18 protein-coding genes are annotated in these 17,983 nt (G+C 60.7%); 6 read left to right on the forward strand and 12 right to left on the reverse strand.

All coding sequences use genetic code 11. From position 1 onward, the window contains the following. Positions 1 to 31: 31 nt before the first annotated feature. Positions 32 to 904: a transcriptional regulator HexR gene (hexR, locus tag BG841_RS12410; protein WP_070057942.1), complete on the reverse strand. Its 873-nt coding sequence runs from the start codon at positions 902 to 904 to the stop codon at positions 32 to 34. 195 nt (positions 905 to 1,099) lie between these two features. Between hexR and zwf the strand changes: the two genes are divergently transcribed. The 3 genes from zwf to BG841_RS12425 are packed head-to-tail and all read left to right on the forward strand — an operon-like array spanning position 1,100 to position 3,942. Further along, positions 1,100 to 2,575: a glucose-6-phosphate dehydrogenase gene (zwf, locus tag BG841_RS12415; protein ID WP_070057943.1), complete on the forward strand. Its 1,476-nt coding sequence runs from the start codon at positions 1,100 to 1,102 to the stop codon at positions 2,573 to 2,575. Beyond that, positions 2,562 to 3,281 carry a 6-phosphogluconolactonase gene (gene pgl, locus BG841_RS12420; protein ID WP_070057944.1) on the forward strand — a complete coding sequence of 240 codons (720 nt, stop codon included), beginning with the start codon at positions 2,562 to 2,564 and terminating at the stop codon, positions 3,279 to 3,281. Before zwf ends, pgl begins: the two co-directional genes overlap by 14 nt. Before the next feature lie 10 nt (positions 3,282 to 3,291). Next, on the forward strand, positions 3,292 to 3,942 hold the full coding sequence (locus tag BG841_RS12425) for a bifunctional 4-hydroxy-2-oxoglutarate aldolase/2-dehydro-3-deoxy-phosphogluconate aldolase (RefSeq protein ID WP_070057945.1): 651 nt from the start codon (positions 3,292 to 3,294) through the stop codon (positions 3,940 to 3,942). A 13-nt stretch (positions 3,943 to 3,955) separates the two neighbouring features. Here BG841_RS12425 and pyk read toward each other — a convergent pair whose 3' ends face one another. Next, the gene (gene pyk / locus BG841_RS12430) at positions 3,956 to 5,404 is read right to left on the reverse strand and encodes a pyruvate kinase (protein WP_070057946.1); all 1,449 of its coding nucleotides are present in this window, start codon (positions 5,402 to 5,404) and stop codon (positions 3,956 to 3,958) included. 231 nt (positions 5,405 to 5,635) lie between these two features. On the opposite strand from pyk, the gene edd reads away from it, so the two are divergent. Together edd and BG841_RS12440 are read left to right on the forward strand one after the other, a co-directional pair. Beyond that, a complete protein-coding gene (gene edd / locus BG841_RS12435; protein WP_070057947.1) occupies positions 5,636 to 7,456 on the forward strand; it encodes a phosphogluconate dehydratase in 1,821 nt (606 codons plus the stop codon). Between the two features lie 11 nt (positions 7,457 to 7,467). After that, positions 7,468 to 8,064 carry a uracil-DNA glycosylase family protein gene (locus BG841_RS12440; protein ID WP_228141658.1) on the forward strand — a complete coding sequence of 199 codons (597 nt, stop codon included), beginning with the start codon at positions 7,468 to 7,470 and terminating at the stop codon, positions 8,062 to 8,064. Positions 8,065 to 8,073: 9 nt separating this feature from the next. Here the strand turns inward: BG841_RS12440 and BG841_RS12445 are convergent, their stop codons facing one another. Together BG841_RS12445 and BG841_RS12450 are read right to left on the reverse strand one after the other, a co-directional pair. Continuing rightward, a complete protein-coding gene (locus BG841_RS12445) occupies positions 8,074 to 9,120 on the reverse strand; it encodes a polysaccharide deacetylase family protein (protein ID WP_070057949.1) in 1,047 nt (348 codons plus the stop codon). A gap of 16 nt (positions 9,121 to 9,136) precedes the next feature. After that, positions 9,137 to 9,778 (reverse strand): DNA-J related domain-containing protein, encoded by a 642-nt coding sequence (locus tag BG841_RS12450; RefSeq protein ID WP_070057950.1) that lies wholly within the window; start codon positions 9,776 to 9,778, stop codon positions 9,137 to 9,139. 79 nt (positions 9,779 to 9,857) lie between these two features. Between BG841_RS12450 and ttcA the strand changes: the two genes are divergently transcribed. Continuing rightward, positions 9,858 to 10,769: a tRNA 2-thiocytidine(32) synthetase TtcA gene (gene ttcA, locus BG841_RS12455; RefSeq protein ID WP_070057951.1), complete on the forward strand. Its 912-nt coding sequence runs from the start codon at positions 9,858 to 9,860 to the stop codon at positions 10,767 to 10,769. Here the strand turns inward: ttcA and BG841_RS12460 are convergent. From BG841_RS12460 to ccoO, 8 genes are all read right to left on the reverse strand, one after another. Next, positions 10,759 to 11,445: a sulfite exporter TauE/SafE family protein gene (locus tag BG841_RS12460; RefSeq protein ID WP_141737092.1), complete on the reverse strand. Its 687-nt coding sequence runs from the start codon at positions 11,443 to 11,445 to the stop codon at positions 10,759 to 10,761. The genes ttcA and BG841_RS12460 overlap by 11 nt on opposite strands. 2 nt (positions 11,446 to 11,447) lie before the next feature. Continuing rightward, positions 11,448 to 11,681: a cbb3-type cytochrome oxidase assembly protein CcoS gene (gene ccoS, locus BG841_RS12465; RefSeq protein WP_070057952.1), complete on the reverse strand. Its 234-nt coding sequence runs from the start codon at positions 11,679 to 11,681 to the stop codon at positions 11,448 to 11,450. Between the two features lie 41 nt (positions 11,682 to 11,722). Further along, entirely contained in the window at positions 11,723 to 14,167 is a 2,445-nt protein-coding gene (locus BG841_RS12470; RefSeq protein WP_070057953.1) for a heavy metal translocating P-type ATPase, read from the reverse strand. Further along, on the reverse strand, positions 14,167 to 14,682 hold the full coding sequence (locus BG841_RS12475; protein WP_070057954.1) for a FixH family protein: 516 nt from the start codon (positions 14,680 to 14,682) through the stop codon (positions 14,167 to 14,169). Before BG841_RS12475 ends, BG841_RS12470 begins: the two co-directional genes overlap by 1 nt. A gap of 45 nt (positions 14,683 to 14,727) precedes the next feature. Then, positions 14,728 to 16,158, reverse strand: a complete 1,431-nt coding sequence (gene ccoG, locus BG841_RS12480; protein WP_070057955.1) for a cytochrome c oxidase accessory protein CcoG — start codon at positions 16,156 to 16,158, stop codon at positions 14,728 to 14,730. A gap of 124 nt (positions 16,159 to 16,282) precedes the next feature. Continuing rightward, positions 16,283 to 17,176 carry a cytochrome-c oxidase, cbb3-type subunit III gene (gene ccoP / locus BG841_RS12485; protein WP_070057956.1) on the reverse strand — a complete coding sequence of 298 codons (894 nt, stop codon included), beginning with the start codon at positions 17,174 to 17,176 and terminating at the stop codon, positions 16,283 to 16,285. After that, positions 17,173 to 17,358, reverse strand: coding sequence for a CcoQ/FixQ family Cbb3-type cytochrome c oxidase assembly chaperone (locus tag BG841_RS12490; protein WP_070057957.1), 186 nt, complete (start codon positions 17,356 to 17,358; stop codon positions 17,173 to 17,175). The genes ccoP and BG841_RS12490 overlap by 4 nt, the downstream gene beginning before the upstream one ends. Positions 17,359 to 17,363: 5 nt before the next feature. Continuing rightward, complete coding sequence (ccoO, locus tag BG841_RS12495; RefSeq protein ID WP_070057958.1) at positions 17,364 to 17,972, reverse strand: cytochrome-c oxidase, cbb3-type subunit II; 609 nt, start codon at positions 17,970 to 17,972, stop codon at positions 17,364 to 17,366. Between the last annotated feature and the right edge of the window lie 11 nt (positions 17,973 to 17,983).

Below are 17,983 nucleotides of genomic sequence, written 5' to 3' on the forward strand. Positions count from 1 at the left end.
CTGGCGCTTCGGTTTTTTATTGCGGTCGCCTTTAATCGGTGGGAATACGGGTGGCTTTGAGGCAGTCTTTTATCTTTTTCAGGTGCCCCAGATAATCCGTGCCCCGTTTGAGTGTGACCCCCGTGGCGAGGATGTCGATCACGGCCAGGTGAATGATGCGCGATGACATGGGCATATACACCTCGGTATCTTCGGAGGTGGTGACCCCCAGAACCACCGAGCAGACTTCGGCCAGCGGCGACCCCGGGGAGGTGATGCCGATTACCGTGGCTCCATTCTCGCGACCCAGTTGGGCAATGTCCACGGTCTCCCGGGTGCGTCCGGTATAGGAGATGGCAACGATCACGTCGCCGGTACCACAGCCTGCGGCAACCATGCGCTGCATCAGGGCATCGTCGTAACTCATTACCGGGATGTTAAAGCGGAAAAACTTGTGCTGCGCATCCAGGGCAACGGACGCGGAGGCGCCCATGCCGAAAAAGTTGATTTGTTTGGCTTGAATCAGATAATCAATTGCCGTGGCCAGGGCCTTGTGGGACAGGGCCTGGCGGGCCTTTTCCAGGCTGGCGATGGTGCGCAGCATGATCTTGTTGGAAAACTCTTCGACACTGTCATCCACTTCAATATTCTGACCGATGTATGGGGTGCCGGTGGCGATACTCTGGGCCAGGCGGATCTTGAAGTCTGGAAACCCTGTCGCCGAAAACCCCCGGCAAAACCGGTTCACCGTCGGTTCACTGACGTCCGCAGCCCGCGCCAGGGCGGCGATGCTGTAGCGGGTGGCAGCACTCGGGTCTCGTAAAATCGCCTCAGCTACTTTCCGTTCCGACTTGTTCAGGCTTTCCAGCCGCGCTTGAATGTCAGCAAGTAAATTGTCGTCACGGTGTATGTGAGTTGCGGCCATACAGCGGATCTCCCCTTCAGGTCTGGTTCACAGGAGTTGGCGATTATAGCGCGTTTCCCGTCCGGTTGCGGTAGTATTCATGTCAGGTGCTGCTAAAACGGCCGCTTGTCCACTCGTCCCGATAAAATATTTCGATAAAATTACTACATTTGTGCTATTGCTGATAATACGGTAGCGTTATTGAAGAAGGGCATCATGTCAGGAAAAAGCCAAACTCAGTGTGACCTTGTGATATTCGGTGGTCTGGGTGACCTGGCCCGCCGCAAGTTGTACCCCGCGCTCTACCAATTGGAGCGCGCCGGGCTGCTGGCAAAGGGTAACCGCATTTTGGCGTTGGCGCGCAGGCACACGGATACCGACCAGCTGCGGGTCGATCTGGAGGCCCAGCTGCGACAGACAGTGCCGGCCGACCAACTGGAGGGCAAGGTGCTGGCCAGCTTGCTGCAACGGCTGGAATACCGTTGTCTGGACTTTCAGGATGCGGCGGCCTACGAGTGTCTCAAGGAGTGGCGCCAGACCTCGGACAACGAACTGGTGATCTACATGGCGACCCCGCCGTCACTGTATGGCGTGATTGCCCGTAACCTGCAGATTGTCGACTGTTGCAGTGAGCGAACCCGGGTCGTGGTGGAAAAGCCCATTGGCCAGGACCTGGAGTCTTCCCGCGACATCAATGACCAGTTGGCAGAAGTGTACAGTGAAAAACAGCTGTTCCGGATCGATCATTATCTGGGTAAGGAAACCGTCCAGAACCTGATCGCGTTGCGGTTTGCCAACAACCTCTTTGCCTCCCAGTGGAATCAGAACCACATTTCCCATGTCGAGATCACGGTGGCGGAGAGTGTCGGGATCGAGGGGCGCTGGGGTTACTTTGACAAGGCCGGCCAGGTGCGGGACATGATCCAGAATCATATGCTGCAGTTGCTTTGTCTGATAGCCATGGACCCGCCCTCCGATCTCTCTGCAGACAGCATTCGTGATGAAAAGGTTAAGGTACTCAAGGCGCTGCGACCCATCACTCCGGATCTGGTGGAGACCCATCTGGTGCGGGGGCAGTACACGGCCGGGTCGAGTGAGGGTGAGTTGGTTCCGGGCTATCTGGAAGAGGAAGGGGCCAACAAGAACAGCCGGACGGAAACCTTTGTGGCCCTCAAGGTGGAAATTGAAAACTGGCGCTGGTCGGGGGTGCCTTTCTACATACGCACCGGGAAGCGCATGCCGGAAAAATTTGCGCAGATCATCATCCATTTCAAGCCGGCTCCCCACTATATTTTCGATCCGGACCAGCGCCATCTGGCCAACAATAAACTGATCATCCGGTTGCAGCCCGATGAAGGCATGGCTATTCAGATTTTGACCAAGGAGCAGGGGCTGGGTAAAGGGGTGCGCCTGCGCCAGGGGCCGCTGGAGTTGACCTTCTCCGAAGCTTTCAATGCAGGGCGCATACCGGACGCTTATGAACGATTGTTATGGGAGGTAATGCGGGGCAACCAGTATTTGTTTGTGCGCAGGGATGAAGTTGAGTGGGCCTGGCGCTGGGTCGATCAGTTAGTGTCTAACTGGCACGATCACAGTACGCAGCCCAAGCGCTATGCGGCTGGGACCTGGGGGCCGGTAGCGTCGATCGCGATGATTACCCGGGATGGCAGGAGCTGGTATGAAGACGCTTGAAATGGGTTTGCCCACAGGCATAGAGTGGATTGATGCGGAAGATGAAGTGCTGCTCGGAGAGGCTTTGGCTGCGGCGGTTGCGGCTGAGCTCGAGGGGGGCTTGGCCGATGCCGAGAGGGTAACGCTGGTGGTTTCCGGGGGCAGTACCCCGCTGCCGTTTCTGAAAGCGTTGAGTCAGATCCGGTTGCCGTGGCAGCGGGTGGACGTCGTGCTGGCGGATGAGCGCTGGGTGGCCGAGTTCGACCCGGCCAGCAATGCTGCGCAGGTGCGACGCCACCTGATCCAGAATCAGGCAGCCCGGGCCACCCTGGTGCCGTTCAAACAGCCCGGGGACCTGGACGCGGAAGCCTGTGCAGTGGTCGAATCCCAGTTGCAGGAATTGGCGTGGCCGGCGACGGCTGTGGTTCTGGGGATGGGCAAGGACGGTCATACCGCTTCCTTGTTTGCGGACGCCCCGCAACTCGATACCGGGCTGGACCCGAATACCTCTGCCCGGGTGGCCATGATGACGCCGCCGTCGCAGGATCACGCCCGCATGACCCTGACCCGCAACGTGCTGCAATCTGGCACCACCCGATTCCTGCATATCCGCGGTGACGACAAACTGCGGGCGTTGCGGCACGCCTGTGAAGACCTGGACAATGTAGAGGCAATGCCGGTCAGGGCGTTTTTGAACGCCGGTTTGCGTATCTACTGGAGCCCTTGAGGACTATGCCATGGTAACCATGACGGACGCGCACCAGCGTTGCCTTCGGGATCTGTTGGCCGCAGGACCGCTGATACCGGTTATTGCGGTGCAGGACCCGGCGCACGCGCTGCCCCTGTGTCGGGCACTGGTGGCGGGGGGCATACGGATCTTGGAGATCACCCTGAGAACGCCCCACGGTCTGCAAGCCATAGAGCGGGTGCGCAAGGCCTTGCCCGACGTGTGGGTGGGCGCCGGCACGGTCACCACGGTTGAGCAATACCGTCAGGTGGAACGTGCGGGGGCGCAGTTTGCCATCAGCCCCGGGCTGACCGAGAGCCTGCTGGAACACGGGCTGGGGTCGACGGTGGCGCTGCTGCCCGGGGTGGCGACCGCGTCTGAGGTGATGCTGGGATACGCCCGCGGCTTGCGGGTGTTCAAATTGTTTCCCGCCGAAGTGGCGGGCGGAATTCCTGCCCTGAAGGCTTTTCTCGGGCCCTTTCCCGACGTTACCTTTTGCCCGACGGGCGGGATCCGCCAGGACACCGCCCGTGCTTACCTGGAATTACCCAACGTCGCTGCGGTGGGTGGCACCTGGATGCTGCCACGTGACCGGGTGGAGGCCGAAGATTGGGCCTCGATCACCCGGATTGCCGCCGACAGTCTCGCCCTGCTGGGCTGACTCCTTGCCGGGGTCAGCGGATAGCTTTACCCACTTCGACGATCTTCATGGTGTTGGTGCCGCCCTGGGCATCCCCGTAGTCGCCTTTGGTGACCACCACCAGATCGCCCTTGGCAACCACCCCGGTTTCCAGCAGGGCGGCGACCGCTCGCTCATTGGTTTCGTGCGCCGGTATTTGGGTGGTATCAAACGGAATGGTCTGCACCCCGCGGTAAAGCGCGACTTTATTCTGGGTTTCAGGGTGTCGCGACAACGCGAAGATCGGCAGGCTGGATTTGATACGGGACATCAGCAGGGGAGTCGCGCCGGTTTCAGTCATGCAGATAATAGCCTGTACGCCGGCCAGGTGATTGGCGGCATACATGGCCGATAGCGCAATCGCCTCACCAATTTCGGTCATGCCCTCATGGATACGGTGGCGCGACTGATGGGTCAAGGGCAGCGTTTCCGCCCCCAGACAGATGCGCACCACGGCTTCCACCGCCTCGGTCGGGTAATCGCCAACGGCGGTTTCCGCCGACAGCATCACCGCGTCGGTGTAATCGATCACCGCATTGGCGACGTCGGAGACCTCCGCCCGGGTGGGCATCGGGTTGTCGATCATCGATTCCATCATCTGGGTGGCAGTAATCACCACTTTGTTGAGCGTCCGCGCGCGGGCGATGATGTGCTTCTGGACGCCGACCAGTTCGGCGTCACCGATCTCCACCGCCAGATCCCCTCTGGCCACCATCACCGCATCCGAGGCTTCAATCACCGCGTCCAGTGCAGCGGAGTCATGGGCGAGTTCCGCCCTTTCTATTTTGGCCACCAGGCCAGCGGACGAGCCGGCTTCCCGCAGCAGTGCGCGCGCAAGCTGCATGTCGTCCGCGGTGCGTACGAAGGACACCGCGACATAGTCGGCCCCCAGGCGGGCTGCAGTGACAATGTCCTGCCGGTCTTTGTCGGTCAGGGCATCGGCGGACAGCCCGCCTCCGCGCTTGTTCAGGCCCTTGTTGTTGGACAGCGGGCCACCGATCAATACCCGGGAAGTAATGCTGTGCTCATTGACCGACTGCACTTCCATTTCGATGCGGCCATCGTCCAGTACCAGGATATCCCCGGGCGCAACATCGTCGATGAGCTGTTCGTAATCGACGCCCACGGCCTCCGAAGTGCCGGCGTCCTTATCCATGGTGGCGTCCAGCACAAAGGTCTGACCCGCTTTCAGGGTGACCTTGTTGTCGACAAATCGGGCGATGCGCAGTTTCGGCCCCTGCAGGTCGGCCAGAATCGCGGTGTGCTGCCCCAGTTGCTCGGAAATTTTGCGTACCTGATTCGCCCGTTCAAGGTGCTCTGCGGCGCTGCCGTGTGAAAAATTGAGCCGGGTGACGTTGACCCCTGCCACCAGGATTGCGTGCAGTGCGTCTGCGGAATCTGTTGCGGGGCCGAGGGTTGCGACGATCTTGGTGCGCCTGAGCATAGTAAAGCTTTCCTTTCGTGGATCGGAGTGTGGGTACTATATTACCGTTGCATGACAGTAGGGTGACAGCGCCGAGTTAGAGGTCGTGTCCTTGGTTGTGTCGATATGTAGTTATATTAGATCATTTAAGTACGAATTCGGGGAGTGATTGGGTTATTGATCAATAAAGCAGGTAAACTTACCACGAGACGAGCTGTCGTACCTCAATGAAACCAACGATGGAGACCTAATATGCACGCGACGGTCGCACAGGTAACCCAGCGTATCATTCACCGCAGTCAGGCGCAGCGTGATGATTACCTCGCCCGCATGGCCGAGGCCGCTTCCACCGCGCCGCAGCGCCGTGCGCTGTCCTGCAGTAATCTGGCCCACGGATTTGCGGCCTGCGGCGCCACCGACAAAGACACCCTCAGGTTCATGAACAAGGCGAACCTGGCCATCGTAACTGCGTATAACGACATGTTATCAGCCCATCAGCCCTATGAACGGTTTCCGCCGCTGATCCGTGAGGCCGCGCAGGGGATGGGGTCGGTGGCCCAGGTGGCCGGGGGCACACCGGCCATGTGTGACGGTGTCACCCAGGGGCAACCGGGTATGGAGTTGAGTTTGTTTTCCCGCGACGTCATCGCCATGAGTACCGCCGTTGCGCTGAGTCACAATATGTTTGACGCCATGGCGTTGCTGGGGATCTGCGACAAGATCGTACCGGGTCTGCTGATCGGAGCGCTGAGTTTTGGTCATTTGCCCGCGGTATTGATTCCGTCCGGTCCCATGCCCAGTGGCCTGCCCAATAAAGAGAAGCAGCGGGTACGGCAACAATACGCAGACGGTCAGGTGGGTTCGGACGCGCTGCTGGAGGCGGAAAGTCAGGCCTATCACAGCCCCGGCACCTGTACGTTTTACGGCACCGCCAACAGCAATCAGTTACTGGTGGAAGTGATGGGGCTGCAATTGCCGGGTTCCGGGTTCGTATCGCCTAATACGCCGTTGCGGGATGCGTTGACGCAGCGAGCGACGGAGCAGGCCATTCGCCTGTCAGCCCCTAACGGTGGCACGCTGGGACTGGCGGACATGGTCGACGCGAAAAGCATCGTTAATGCCCTGGTAGCACTGTTGGTGACCGGCGGCTCCACCAACCACACCATGCACTGGGTGGCGGTGGCTCGAGCCGCGGGGATCCTCATCAACTGGGATGATTTTGCCGACTTGTCGGCGGTGGTGCCGTCTCTGGCCCGTATATACCCCAACGGTTCGGCCGATGTGAACGATTTCCATGAAGCCGGTGGCACCCCGTTTCTGATCCGCGAATTGCTGACGGGCGGGTATCTGCACGACGACGTGCAAACCGTGGTAGGCCGGGGGCTGAGCGCCTACACCGAAATGCCGCAACTGCACGACGGGCGTTTGCGCTGGGCCCCGGCCCGCTCCGCCAGTGGAGACGACCAGGTATTGCGTGGGGTGCAGCGCCCCTTTGCCGCAGACGGTGGTCTGAAAGTCCTGCAGGGCAATCTGGGGCGCGGGGTGATCAAGGTGTCAGCCGTGGCGCCCGAACACCGGACGCTGACCGCCCCGGCAGTGATCTTCCATGATCAGCACCGCCTGGAGGCCGCCTTTGAGGCGGGGGAGCTGAATCGGGATTGTGTGGTGGTGGTGCGCTATCAGGGGCCCAAGGCGAACGGTATGCCCGAGTTGCACAAACTGACCCCCTACCTGGGACTGTTGCTGGATCGAGGCTTTAAGGTGGCACTGGTGACGGACGGGCGCATGTCCGGGGCCTCCGGCAAGGTTCCCGCGGCCATTCATGTCTATCCGGAGGCGGCCAGCGGCGGGCCCCTGGCGCTGCTGCAGGACGGTGATGAAATCACCCTGGACGCTGACGCCGGGCGGTTGCAGGTGCACCTCAGCGACGCTCAGCTCGACGCCCGCACACCTGCAACCGCGGACCTTACCGGCAACCGTGGGGGGATGGGGCGCGAATTGTTCGGCTGGATGCGGCGTGAAGCGAGCACGCCGGAGCAGGGCGCGAGCCTGTTCTGGAATGTCGTGGAGTGAGGTCGGAATCGGTGGAATCTCTCGATCGCCTGTTGGCCCGGGTGCGCCAGTGCACCCTGTGCGAACCTGAGTTGCCGTGCGGTGCGCGGCCGGTTTTGCAGATGGACACCCGCGCCCGCATTCTGGTAGCCGGCCAGGCACCGGGGCGCAGGGTGCATGACACCGGGATCCCGTTCAACGATCCCAGCGGTGTGCGGTTACGGGCATGGATGGGGGTCACGCCGGAAGTGTTCTACGATCCGCAGCGCATTGCCATAATACCGATGGGGTTGTGTTATCCCGGCAAGGGCCGTGGCGGAGATTTGCCGCCCAGAGCCGAATGCGCGCCGGCCTGGCGCGCAACCCTGCTGCAGCAGCTACCGGAGCTGCAGTTGGTGCTGGCCATCGGGCAATATGCCCAGGCGTATCATCTGCCTGGCCCCCGGCGGGCGGTTACCGACAATGTGCGCAATTGGCGCGATCATTGGCCGGCGGTGTTGCCCTTGCCCCACCCGAGCGGACGCAACAACATCTGGTTGCACCGCCATCCCTGGTTTGCGGCAGAAGTCCTCCCGGTGCTGCAGACGCGCATCGCTGCACTGTTGGGGCCGGATGGCCGTGGCGAGTGACCCGGGTGTTCAGTCTTCCGGTTGGCTCAGGTCGAGCCAGGGCTGTGAAAACCAGTAATAGCGTCCTGCGCCCGCCGGGTAAGTGCAATTGTAGCGAAACCGCCGGCTGTTGAAGCTCTCGGGGGCCACCACGCTGACCGTATGCTTGCCGATGGCGGTGACCGCTATGCGTCCCTGGCGGGAAGCAAAGCAGCTGAGCCGTCCGGCGGCCAGGGTCTCGGGCAACGTCAGCCTTAATCGGGGCGGGTTCCCGCCGGTCTGCTGAGCGTCGATGACGCCATCCGGCAGGTCGCCTGCATCGACCGGCAAGGCTTTACTGCGCAACTTGTCGGTCAGCGCGTTCAGCTGACCGTAGGCATTGGCCATGGGAAAGCGGGGCAGGCGGGTGGGGTGTGAGCTGGCGCCAATGGCACCGGAATGCTGGCCGTAACCGAGCCACCCCCGGGCGGCAACCAACGCTTCCAGGTCACGGTCAAACTCGCCGTAAGGGTAGGCGAACAGGGTCGACTCCACCCCCAGGCGTTTTCTAAGGGTCTCCTGCGCCGTGTCCATGCTGGTCTGCACCCGTTGCAGCCACGCCTCCTGGGGTTCATTGAGGCGACGTGCCAGGTGACCGTGGTCGGCACTGTGGTTGGCAATCGTCACGCCGGGTTGCCGGTTCAGCTCGTCGAGCTGCTGCCAGTTGAGGTACCCAGGTTGGCCGATGGCCTGAGTGTTGACGAAAATGGTATACGGAAAATTTTTGCGGGCCAGTCGGGGGGCCGCGGCCGTCAGTACCGAGGCGTGGGCATCGTCGAAGGTAATGGCAACCTGCTGCCGGTCGGCGGAGCGTCCCGCCAGTGCGTCCCGGGTTGCGGTGTCCAGCGGCACCACCTCCAGGCCAAGTTCGTCAATAAGGGCCAGCTGCGCGTCGAACAGCGAGGGCGTGGTGCTGGTGGACGGCGGTGTGGAGTCGTCGATATGGTGATATTGAAGGACCACCAGATCCGCACGGGCCCAGCTGCTGGCCAGCAACAGTGACAGGGCCACAACACGATGGAATATAGACAACTGCATAGTAGGATTCACTCCCTTATCCGCGTCTGCGAAAGTGATTTTTCAGCACTTGAAACGCTGCGTTTAGTTGTTGAACGGCTTCCGTATCACCGCCCCGATCCGGGTGCACCGCCATGATTTCCCGACGAAACTGTTGCTTGATGGGTTCAAAGGTTTCTGGCAGGGACGCAAAGCCCAACTGCCGGGCCGCAGCGTGTAACGCGTCGTTATCCGGCGCTTCGCCTGACGTGCCCGCCCAGAAGTCCCGCAGCAGCGCCTCAATCTCACCGTCCGGCAAGCGGTAATTGCGCAGGTCCAGATAGTATTTTCTGAGTTCGTCCTCCGGGGCCGGCACCCCGGTGCCGGAGACGACCGGATCGAGAGTGATTTTCAGGCACAGGGGCGAGGTGGACAGGGATTCGCCCTGCTTGCTCAGGGCGTCCCGGAGCCGGTACACCGCGTGGTAGATCAGAAAATGCACCGGGTAAAGTTGCGCCGGCTCATGGAAATTAACGGCCCCGAGCAATTCCCAGGGCGGGGCCTGGAGTTGTTTGATCACCGCGTGCTCCGACAGGCCCTCGGGGTTCTGCCGCAACAGACGTTCGAGGGCGATCATCAAGTGCCCAATCCGGTCTTCCAGTTGCTCCGCCGGACTCGCCGGTGAGTGGTGGGTCTGCATTAATATTGTCCGGCCTGTCCATGGAATTCTGGGACGCGTATAATCCCGGTTTCACTGATCATACTGAATGTGCCCATTTATGCCTGATTCCCGACCCGCAACCCCTGACGCCAGCCAAACTGCTGACGCTGAGCATCAGCATAAACAAGAACTTAACAAGCTGCAAAAGCGCCTTCGCCGGGATGTGGGGCGGGCGATTGCGGACTTTTCCATGATCGAAGCGGGCGACAAGGTGATGTGTTGTCTCAGTGGCGGCAAGGATTCTTACGCCATGCTGGACATTTTGCTCAATCTGCAGAAAAGCGCACCCGTGTCGTTTGAGATCATTGCCGTCAACCTGGACCAGAAACAGCCCGGGTTTCCGGAAGAGGTCCTGCCCCGTTATCTGGCCGGCCTGGGTATTGAATACCACATCATTGAACAAGACACCTACAGCATTGTGGTGGACAAGACGCCGGCAGGTAAAACCACCTGCGCTCTGTGTTCCCGATTACGCCGTGGCATACTCTACAACTTTGCCGAGCAACACGGTGTCACCAAAATTGCCCTGGGGCATCACCGCGATGACCTGTTGGAAACGCTGTTTCTTAACATGTTTTATGGCAGCAAGCTGAAATCCATGCCGCCGGTACTGCACAGCAATGACGGGCGCAATACGGTAATCCGGCCGCTCGCTTACAGCCGTGAACAGGACATTGCCCGGTTTGCGCAGTTACGCGGCTACCCGATCATCCCGTGTAACCTGTGTGGCAGCCAGGAAAATCTGCAACGTCAGGTGATCAAGGAAATGCTGCAAGGGTGGGAACGCACCCATCCCGGTCGCCTCGACTCCATGTTTCGTGCGTTGTGCAATGTCGAACCCTCCCACCTGGCGGATCCCACCCTCTACGACTTCCGCAACAACAAGCGTTTGGCGGACGAGGCCGGTCAGGTGAGGGGCGCAGAAGTGGCTGAGCCGGAGTTTGGCCGGCTCGACATCCTTAATATATAAGCCCGCTCAGCGGCAGTGTCCAAACCCCGAACAGGATCAGCAGGGTGCCGGTGATTGACCGGAAACCGGTGTGGCTGCGCAGGCGGGTAATCGAGCGGGCGGCAAAGCCGGTACCCAGCATGGACGGCAGGGTGCCCAGCCCGAAAAACAGCATGGTACCGGCGGCACCGGCGACACTCGGTTGCAGTGCGGCCCAGCCGAGCGTGCTGTACACCAACCCGCAGGGCAACCAGCCCCACAGCGATCCCAGCGCCAGCGCCTGTACCGGATGCCGGACGGGCAGGAGTCGTGCGGTCAGCGGTGCCAGTCTGGCCCAGACCGGCGCGCCGAGTTTTTCCACGTAACGGATACCTTGCCACCACTGGGCCATGGACAGGCCCATCAGGATCAACAACACCCCGGCGAGGGTACGCAGCCCCAGGCCAAGCGGACCCCATTGGGCGCTGGCCTGGGTGCTGAGCAGGGCAATCAGCGTGGCAATGAGCACGTAACTGGCGATTCGGGCCCCGTTAAACGCCAGCAGCATCAAGGTCTGGCGCACCCTGAACCCCCGGCCAACCGGCAGCGCCATGGACAGGGAGGCACTGATGCCCCCGCACATGCCCAGACAGTGGGTACTGCCCAGAAATCCAATCATAAAAGCGCTGGTGTAGCTGAGATACAACCCGTCGCCCACGGTCAGTCCCCGGAGCGCGGCGCTTGTTGCTCGCTGTCCGGGTCCGGCGTATCGGGTTTCTCGGTCTCCTGCCGGGATTCGGTCGGGATCATGTGCGCATCATCGTCGTACAGAATCCGGTGGGCCGGCCCCTCCAGGTCATCGTATTGCCCGTTTTTCACCGCCCAGGAAAACAGCAGGATGCCCAGGGCAACCAAAATGAGCGTGGCGGGAATGAGGATCATCACTATTTCCATAACGGCACCTCGAGTGCAATGAAAATCATATCAATACGCCATCAGGGGGTGGCCTGGGCACCCACACGGGGCAGTGGCAGCGGAGCGGTTGCGCGATCACGACTCAATCGCAGCGCGTTGAGCACCACCAACAGCGAGCTGGCCGACATGCCGATGGCCGCCGCCCAGGGGGGGACCAGTCCGGCGGCGGCCAGGGGCAGGGCGGACGCATTGTAGGTCAGCGCCCACAACAGATTCTGGCGAATGACCCGGCGGGTCTGCGCGCTGGTGTTGATGGCGGTGATCAAATGCTTCAACTGCCCGTTCATCAGCACCGCATCGGCGCTGAGCTGGGTCAGATCCGCGGCGCTGCCCATGGCGACGGACACTTCGGCGCCCGCCATGGAAGGCAGATCGTTGAGCCCGTCACCCACCATCATGATGGTGTGACCTTCGGCCTTGAGCCGGCGCAAGTGCGCCAGTTTGTCTTCCGGGGACGCCTGGCCGATGGCCCGGTCGATATGCAACTGTTCGGCTATGTACTGGACATGACCGGAGCGGTCACCGCTGAGCAGCAGGGTCTGAATGCCCATCTGCTGGAGTCGGGCGAGGGCCGGTTTGGCATCGGCCCGCAACTGGTCATCCAGAGTAAAGCAGGCCAGCCAGCGGTTGTCGGCGGCCAGCCAGATCTCGATCCCGTGTCCGCTGGTGCGGGACGGCAGGGGGGTGCTCACATACCGGGATACAAACTCGCTGTGACCAATGTACACCGGCTGCCCCCGCCAGACTCCGGTCAATCCCCCGCCAATGTGGTTTTCCACCTCGGTGACCGGCTCGCTGCGACGGGACTTGAACGCTTTCGCAATGGGGTGTTCGGAGCGGGCTTCCAGCCCTGTCGCCAGAGCCAGGGCCTGTGCGGCGGTCAGGTCGCCGAAGCACTCGGTGGCCACCAGGGTCAGTCTGCCCTGGGTCAGGGTGCCGGTCTTGTCGAACACCACGGTGTCGATTTTGTGCAGCGATTCCAGGGTGTGCCCGCGGGTTGGCAGAAACCCGAGACGACGCAAGCGAACGGTGGCACTGGTCAGGGCAGTGGGGGTCGCCAACGACAGCGCGCAGGGGCAGGTCACCACCAGCACCGACAGGGTGATGTCGAACGCGTTATCCGCGCCGGCCAGCCACCAGCCGATCCACACCACCGGTGCCAGAATCAGAATACGGCTGACAAAAATGCCGGCGATGCGATCCGCCATCAGCGCAACCGGCGGTTTCTCCGCCTGCACCCGGTCGAGGATTCTGAGGATGTTGGACAGCCGGGTCTGACTGCCGGTACGCAACACCCGGACGGTCAGCGGGTTCTCGCCGTTGATGCTGCCTGCGTGCACACTGTCACCCGGGCTGCGGGTTTCCGGCAGGTATTCGCCGGTCAGGGCGGCTTCGTTGAGGGTGGAGTGGCCAGCGGTGATTTCGCCGTCGACCGGCAGGGTTTCGCCGGGTTTCACCTGAATCAGGTCGCCAATTTCCAGCTCATGCACAGGCACCAGCTGGAGTTCACCGTTGCGTTCCCGGGTGGCGGCTTCCGGCTGGGTGCCGGCCATGGCCTGCCCGGTAATACCGGCACGATAACGAGCCTGGGCTTCAATATAGCGCCCGAGGGACAGAAAGAAGGTGAACATGCACACGGCTTCGAAATAGACTTCTTCGCCGCCCATGAGGGTCACCCACACGCTGGCAAGATAGGCCAGCCCGATGGCGGTGGCCACCGGTACGTCCATGGTCAGGTGGCGGCTGCGCAGGTCTCTGATGGCGTTGTCAAAAAACGGCCGGGCGCTGTACAGGATCACGGGGGTGGCCACCAGCAAGCTGAACCAGCGGAAAAACTGGACGAATTCGGGGGATACCCCGCTGTGGATTTCAAAATACAGCGGGAAGGCCAGCATCATGCTCTGGGTGGAACCCAGTCCGGCCACGCACAGCCGGATCAGGGCGCTGCGGTTTTCGGCTTTCAGGGCCCGCTCCGCCTCGCTTGCCTGGTAGGCACGGGCACGGTAACCCAGGCGGTGAATGGCGATGAGCAGGTCACTCAAGTGCGCCTGCTGGGGGTCCCAGGCAAGACGGGCCCGTTGGGTGGTGTGATTGACGGAAAAGGCCAAGACCCCGGGCTGTAAGGCCAGGTGTTTTTCCAACAACCAGATGCACGCCGCGCAGGTGATGTCCTGAATCAGTAACTGAGCTTCGAGTCCGCCGCTGACCGGGCTGACGAAGGCTTTCTGCATCAGCGGATGATCAAGTTCCAGCAGCCGGTCGTGCTCGGTTTTGGTCAGTTCCCGGGGGGTGACCGCAGGGGCGGTGCGGTGCTGGTAAAAGCCGGTAAGGCCTTCGTTATGAATGGTCTCGCAGACCGCCCGGCAGCCATAGCAGCAGAAGCGTTGCTGCTGGCCATCGAGTTCGAGGGAAATCAGCGGTGCGCCGTCAACCGGTTCCCCACAATGGTAACAGGACACTCGCATCACCTGTGGGTTTGCGCTACCGCCCCCAGCTCCGTCGGGGTTGATGCAGGCAGGTTGATTTCACCCTTCAGACGCCAGTCGTTGTCGGGGCCGCGCAAATCGATGTACCAGCGTCCGTCCATGCCTCTTGGCAGGGTCGCGGTGTAGTAATTGTCAGCCACCGGGCTGAGTTGCACCGTGCGGTCGCGTTTCGCCAGGGTGGGGTGATAAATCTGCAGAACCAGATAGGGAGCGGCCCCCAGGCGGTGCCCTGGGGCCAGGTGCAGGTGAATCTGCTGGTCGGCGAAGGTCAGCTGACCGTGCAGGCCGAGTTCAACCGCCCTGGTGTCTTTGGCAAGCTCCAGGTTGATGCCGCGGCCTTCTTTGGAATATTCGTCCGTCACCAGAGAATTATCGCTGGTGACCGCGGCAGTAATGGCCACGGTGCACCAGATGATGGAAGCTGTGGGGAAAATCAGCAAAAACCAGAACCAGGGCTGGCGGTACCAAGGGCTGACAGGTGATGCATCACTCATAATTCATTTCTCTCAAGGCAGGCGCTGCCTGCCATCAAACCAGGGTTATTGACCCGGACCGACAAAGCGGCTCTCGGTGACTATGTTCAGAGCCTCGTCTTGCTCTGAGGTCATGATGAAGCGAATGGTGTTATTGGTGTCCTGGATGGCATCCGGATCAGCCTCTACGACAGCCGGCAGGGACGCATGTTCCCGGCTGGCGACCAGAAGTTTGCTCTTGGAGGTCAGCCGGATGCCGTCCAGACCCTCGACCCGGATGTGGTAGGTTTGCGGAATTTCCGACAGGTTGGCGATTTTGAGGGTGTAGGAATTCTCCACCAACCCCTGCCCGGTGTAATTGAACAGGGCGCCCCGGTCACGGAGCACATCCAGTTCCGCCGGAACCCGGGTCGCCAGGATGAACACCAGTACGGCGATCATCAGCGTGAGCGCGGCGCCGTAACCAAACGTGCGGGGACGCAGTATTTTGGAGGGGCGCTCCTCCAGTTCGTTTTCGGTGGCATAGCGGATCAACCCCTTGGGGTAGTCCATTTTCTCCATGACCTCGTCACAGGCGTCGATGCACAGGGCGCAACCGATGCACTCGTACTGCAGTCCGTCGCGGATGTCGATGCCGGTGGGGCAGACCTGTACACACAGACCGCAATCGATGCAATCCCCCAAACCCACCTCACTGGGCGCTACGCCTTTTTTTCGACCGCCCCGGGGCTCGCCACGGTTCGGGTCATAGGCCACGGCCAGGGTGTTGGGGTCATACATCACCGACTGGAAACGGGCGTAGGGACACATGTACAGGCACACCTGCTCCCGCAACCAGCCGGCGTTCAGGTACGTGGCCACGGTAAAAAACGCCACCCAGAAATAAGCCCAGCCATTGGCATTCAGCGTAGCGATATCAACAATCAGCTCACGGATCGGGTAGAAGTAACCCACAAAGGTGAGCCCGGTGGCCAGCGCGATCAGCAGCCAGAGGCTGTGCTTGGTCGTTTTTTTGATGATTTTTTCCGCAGAACGGGGAGCCTTGTCCAGTTTGATACGCGCGTTCCGGCTGCCTTCCACCCGGGTTTCGATCCACATGAAAATAAAGGTCCACACGGTTTGCGGGCAGGTGTAGCCGCACCACACGCGACCGAACAGGGTGGTGATAAAAAACAACCCGAACGCGGCAATGATCAGCATGCCGGAGAGCAGGAAAAAATCTTTCGGGAAGAAGGTGGCGCCGTACAGATGGAATTCCCGCGCCGGCAGGTCAAAGTGAATCAGCGGTTGCCCGTTAATGGATATCCAGCAGAACAGGAAAAACATGCCCATCAGCGCAATCAGGCTGATAAAACGAATGCGTTGAAAGACACCCTTCACTTCGCGGGTGTAGATCTTCTTGCGACTGGCGTAGAGCTCAACTGTTTCGATTTTGTTTTTGTTGTTGGAAGGCTCCGTCGCAGGGTCGATCTGTTTGACGGGAATCTCGTTACTCATCACTGCCTCCCAGCAGGGGGATAACCCACTCCAAAAGGGCTAGTCGAATCTTTTCAAGCCTGGGTCCGATACACGCTCGGGCCCAGGGTTCAAAAGACAGGGGCTGAAATCAGCCCCGGGGCTGTCAGTTGTTCGACAGGCTGTACACGTAAGCGGCGAGGATGTGGATCTGATCCGCGCTGAGGCGATCTTCCTGCGCCGGCATCTTGTTGTGGCGACCATAGAGCACGGTCTCCTCAATGCGCTCGTAGGTGCTGCCATACAGCCAGATATCGTCCGTCAGGTTGGGGGCGCCCATCGCCTGCATGCCGGTACCGTCTGCGCCATGGCAGGCCGCACAGGCCTGGGCGAACACCGCTGCACCTTTTTCGGCTGCGTCGGCATCCCTGGCGCGACCGCTGTAACCCAGCACGTAGTTTACCACCTGATCCACCTGGGTGGCGGTCATGTTCGGCATCAGCCCCTTGGCAGGCATCACCCCTTCACGACCTTTGGTGATGGAGTGGACGATGCTGTCCGGGTCGCCGCCATACAGCCAGTCATCGTCGGTCAGGTTCGGAAAACCAACCGATCCACGGCCGGCGGAACCATGACAGACGGCGCAGTTGTTGGCAAACAGCCGCTGGCCCATTTGCAGGGCATCTTCGTTGCGGGCCAATTCGACAATCGGGGTGTTGCCGAACTGGGCGTACAGTTCGCCGTATTTGGCGTCGGCCAGTTCGACTTCCCGTTCCCACTGATTGTACTGGGTCCAGCCCAACAGGCCTTTGAAGTTCCCCAGCCCCGGGTACAGGGCAAGGTAGGCGAGGCTGAAGATCACCGTGGAGACGAACAGATAGAACCACCACTTCGGCAGCGGGTTGTCATACTCTTCGATGCCATCAAAGGAGTGGCCGGTGGTGCGCTCTGTTTCACTGTCGGTGGTCTGGCTTTTACGGGTAGCCCACAGGATCCACCAGCATCCGTATATGGTACCGAGCACGACCACACTGACCCATATGCTCCAAAAGGTACTCATTGTTTCTTCTCCGTCTTTTCTTTTTCCAGGGTGCGGCGATCAATCTCGTCGTCGTCAAAGGGCAAGTGTGCGGCTTCGTCATTCGCTTTCTTGCGGTGGGCGCTGTAGGCCCACCAGACAATGCCGAGAAACACCAGCAGAACGAGTACCGTGTGTATGCCGCGCAGGTCGTTAATATCCATCAGAATCACCGTTTGGTTGGTAGCACGGTTCCCAGCTGTTGCAAGTAGGCGACCAGTGCATCAATCTCAAACTGACCCTCTACCTCGGCCGCGCCGCCTTCGATCTGCTCATCGGTGTAGGGGACACCAAGGGTTTGCAGGGCCTTCAGCTTGGCACGGGTATGCTTATGGTTGACCTTGTTTTCAAACAGCCACGGGAAGGCGGGCATGTTGGATTCGGGCACCACGCTGCGGGGATCGTACAGGTGCATGCGCTGCCAGGCGTCTGAATAGCGCCCGCCAACACGGGCCAGATCCGGTCCGGTGCGCTTGGAGCCCCACAGGAACGGGTGCTCATACACGAACTCACCGGCCACCGAGTAGTGGCCGTAACGTTCGGTTTCCGCACGGAACGGGCGGATCTGCTGGGTATGGCACACATGACAACCTTCGCGGATATAAATATCCCGGCCTTCCAGTTCCAGGGGGGTGAGCGGCTCCAGGCCGGCAATGGGTTCGTTGACCCCCTTGTGGAAGAACAGCGGCAGAATTTCACCGAGGAAGGCGGTACTGATGACCAGAACAACCAGTACGGACATCAGCCCAATATTTTTCTCAACTATGTCGTGTCTCATTGGTCTCTTAT

Origin of the sequence: Marinobacter sp. X15-166B (assembly GCF_001752365.1) — a bacterium.
Lineage (GTDB): Bacteria > Pseudomonadota > Gammaproteobacteria > Pseudomonadales > Oleiphilaceae > Marinobacter.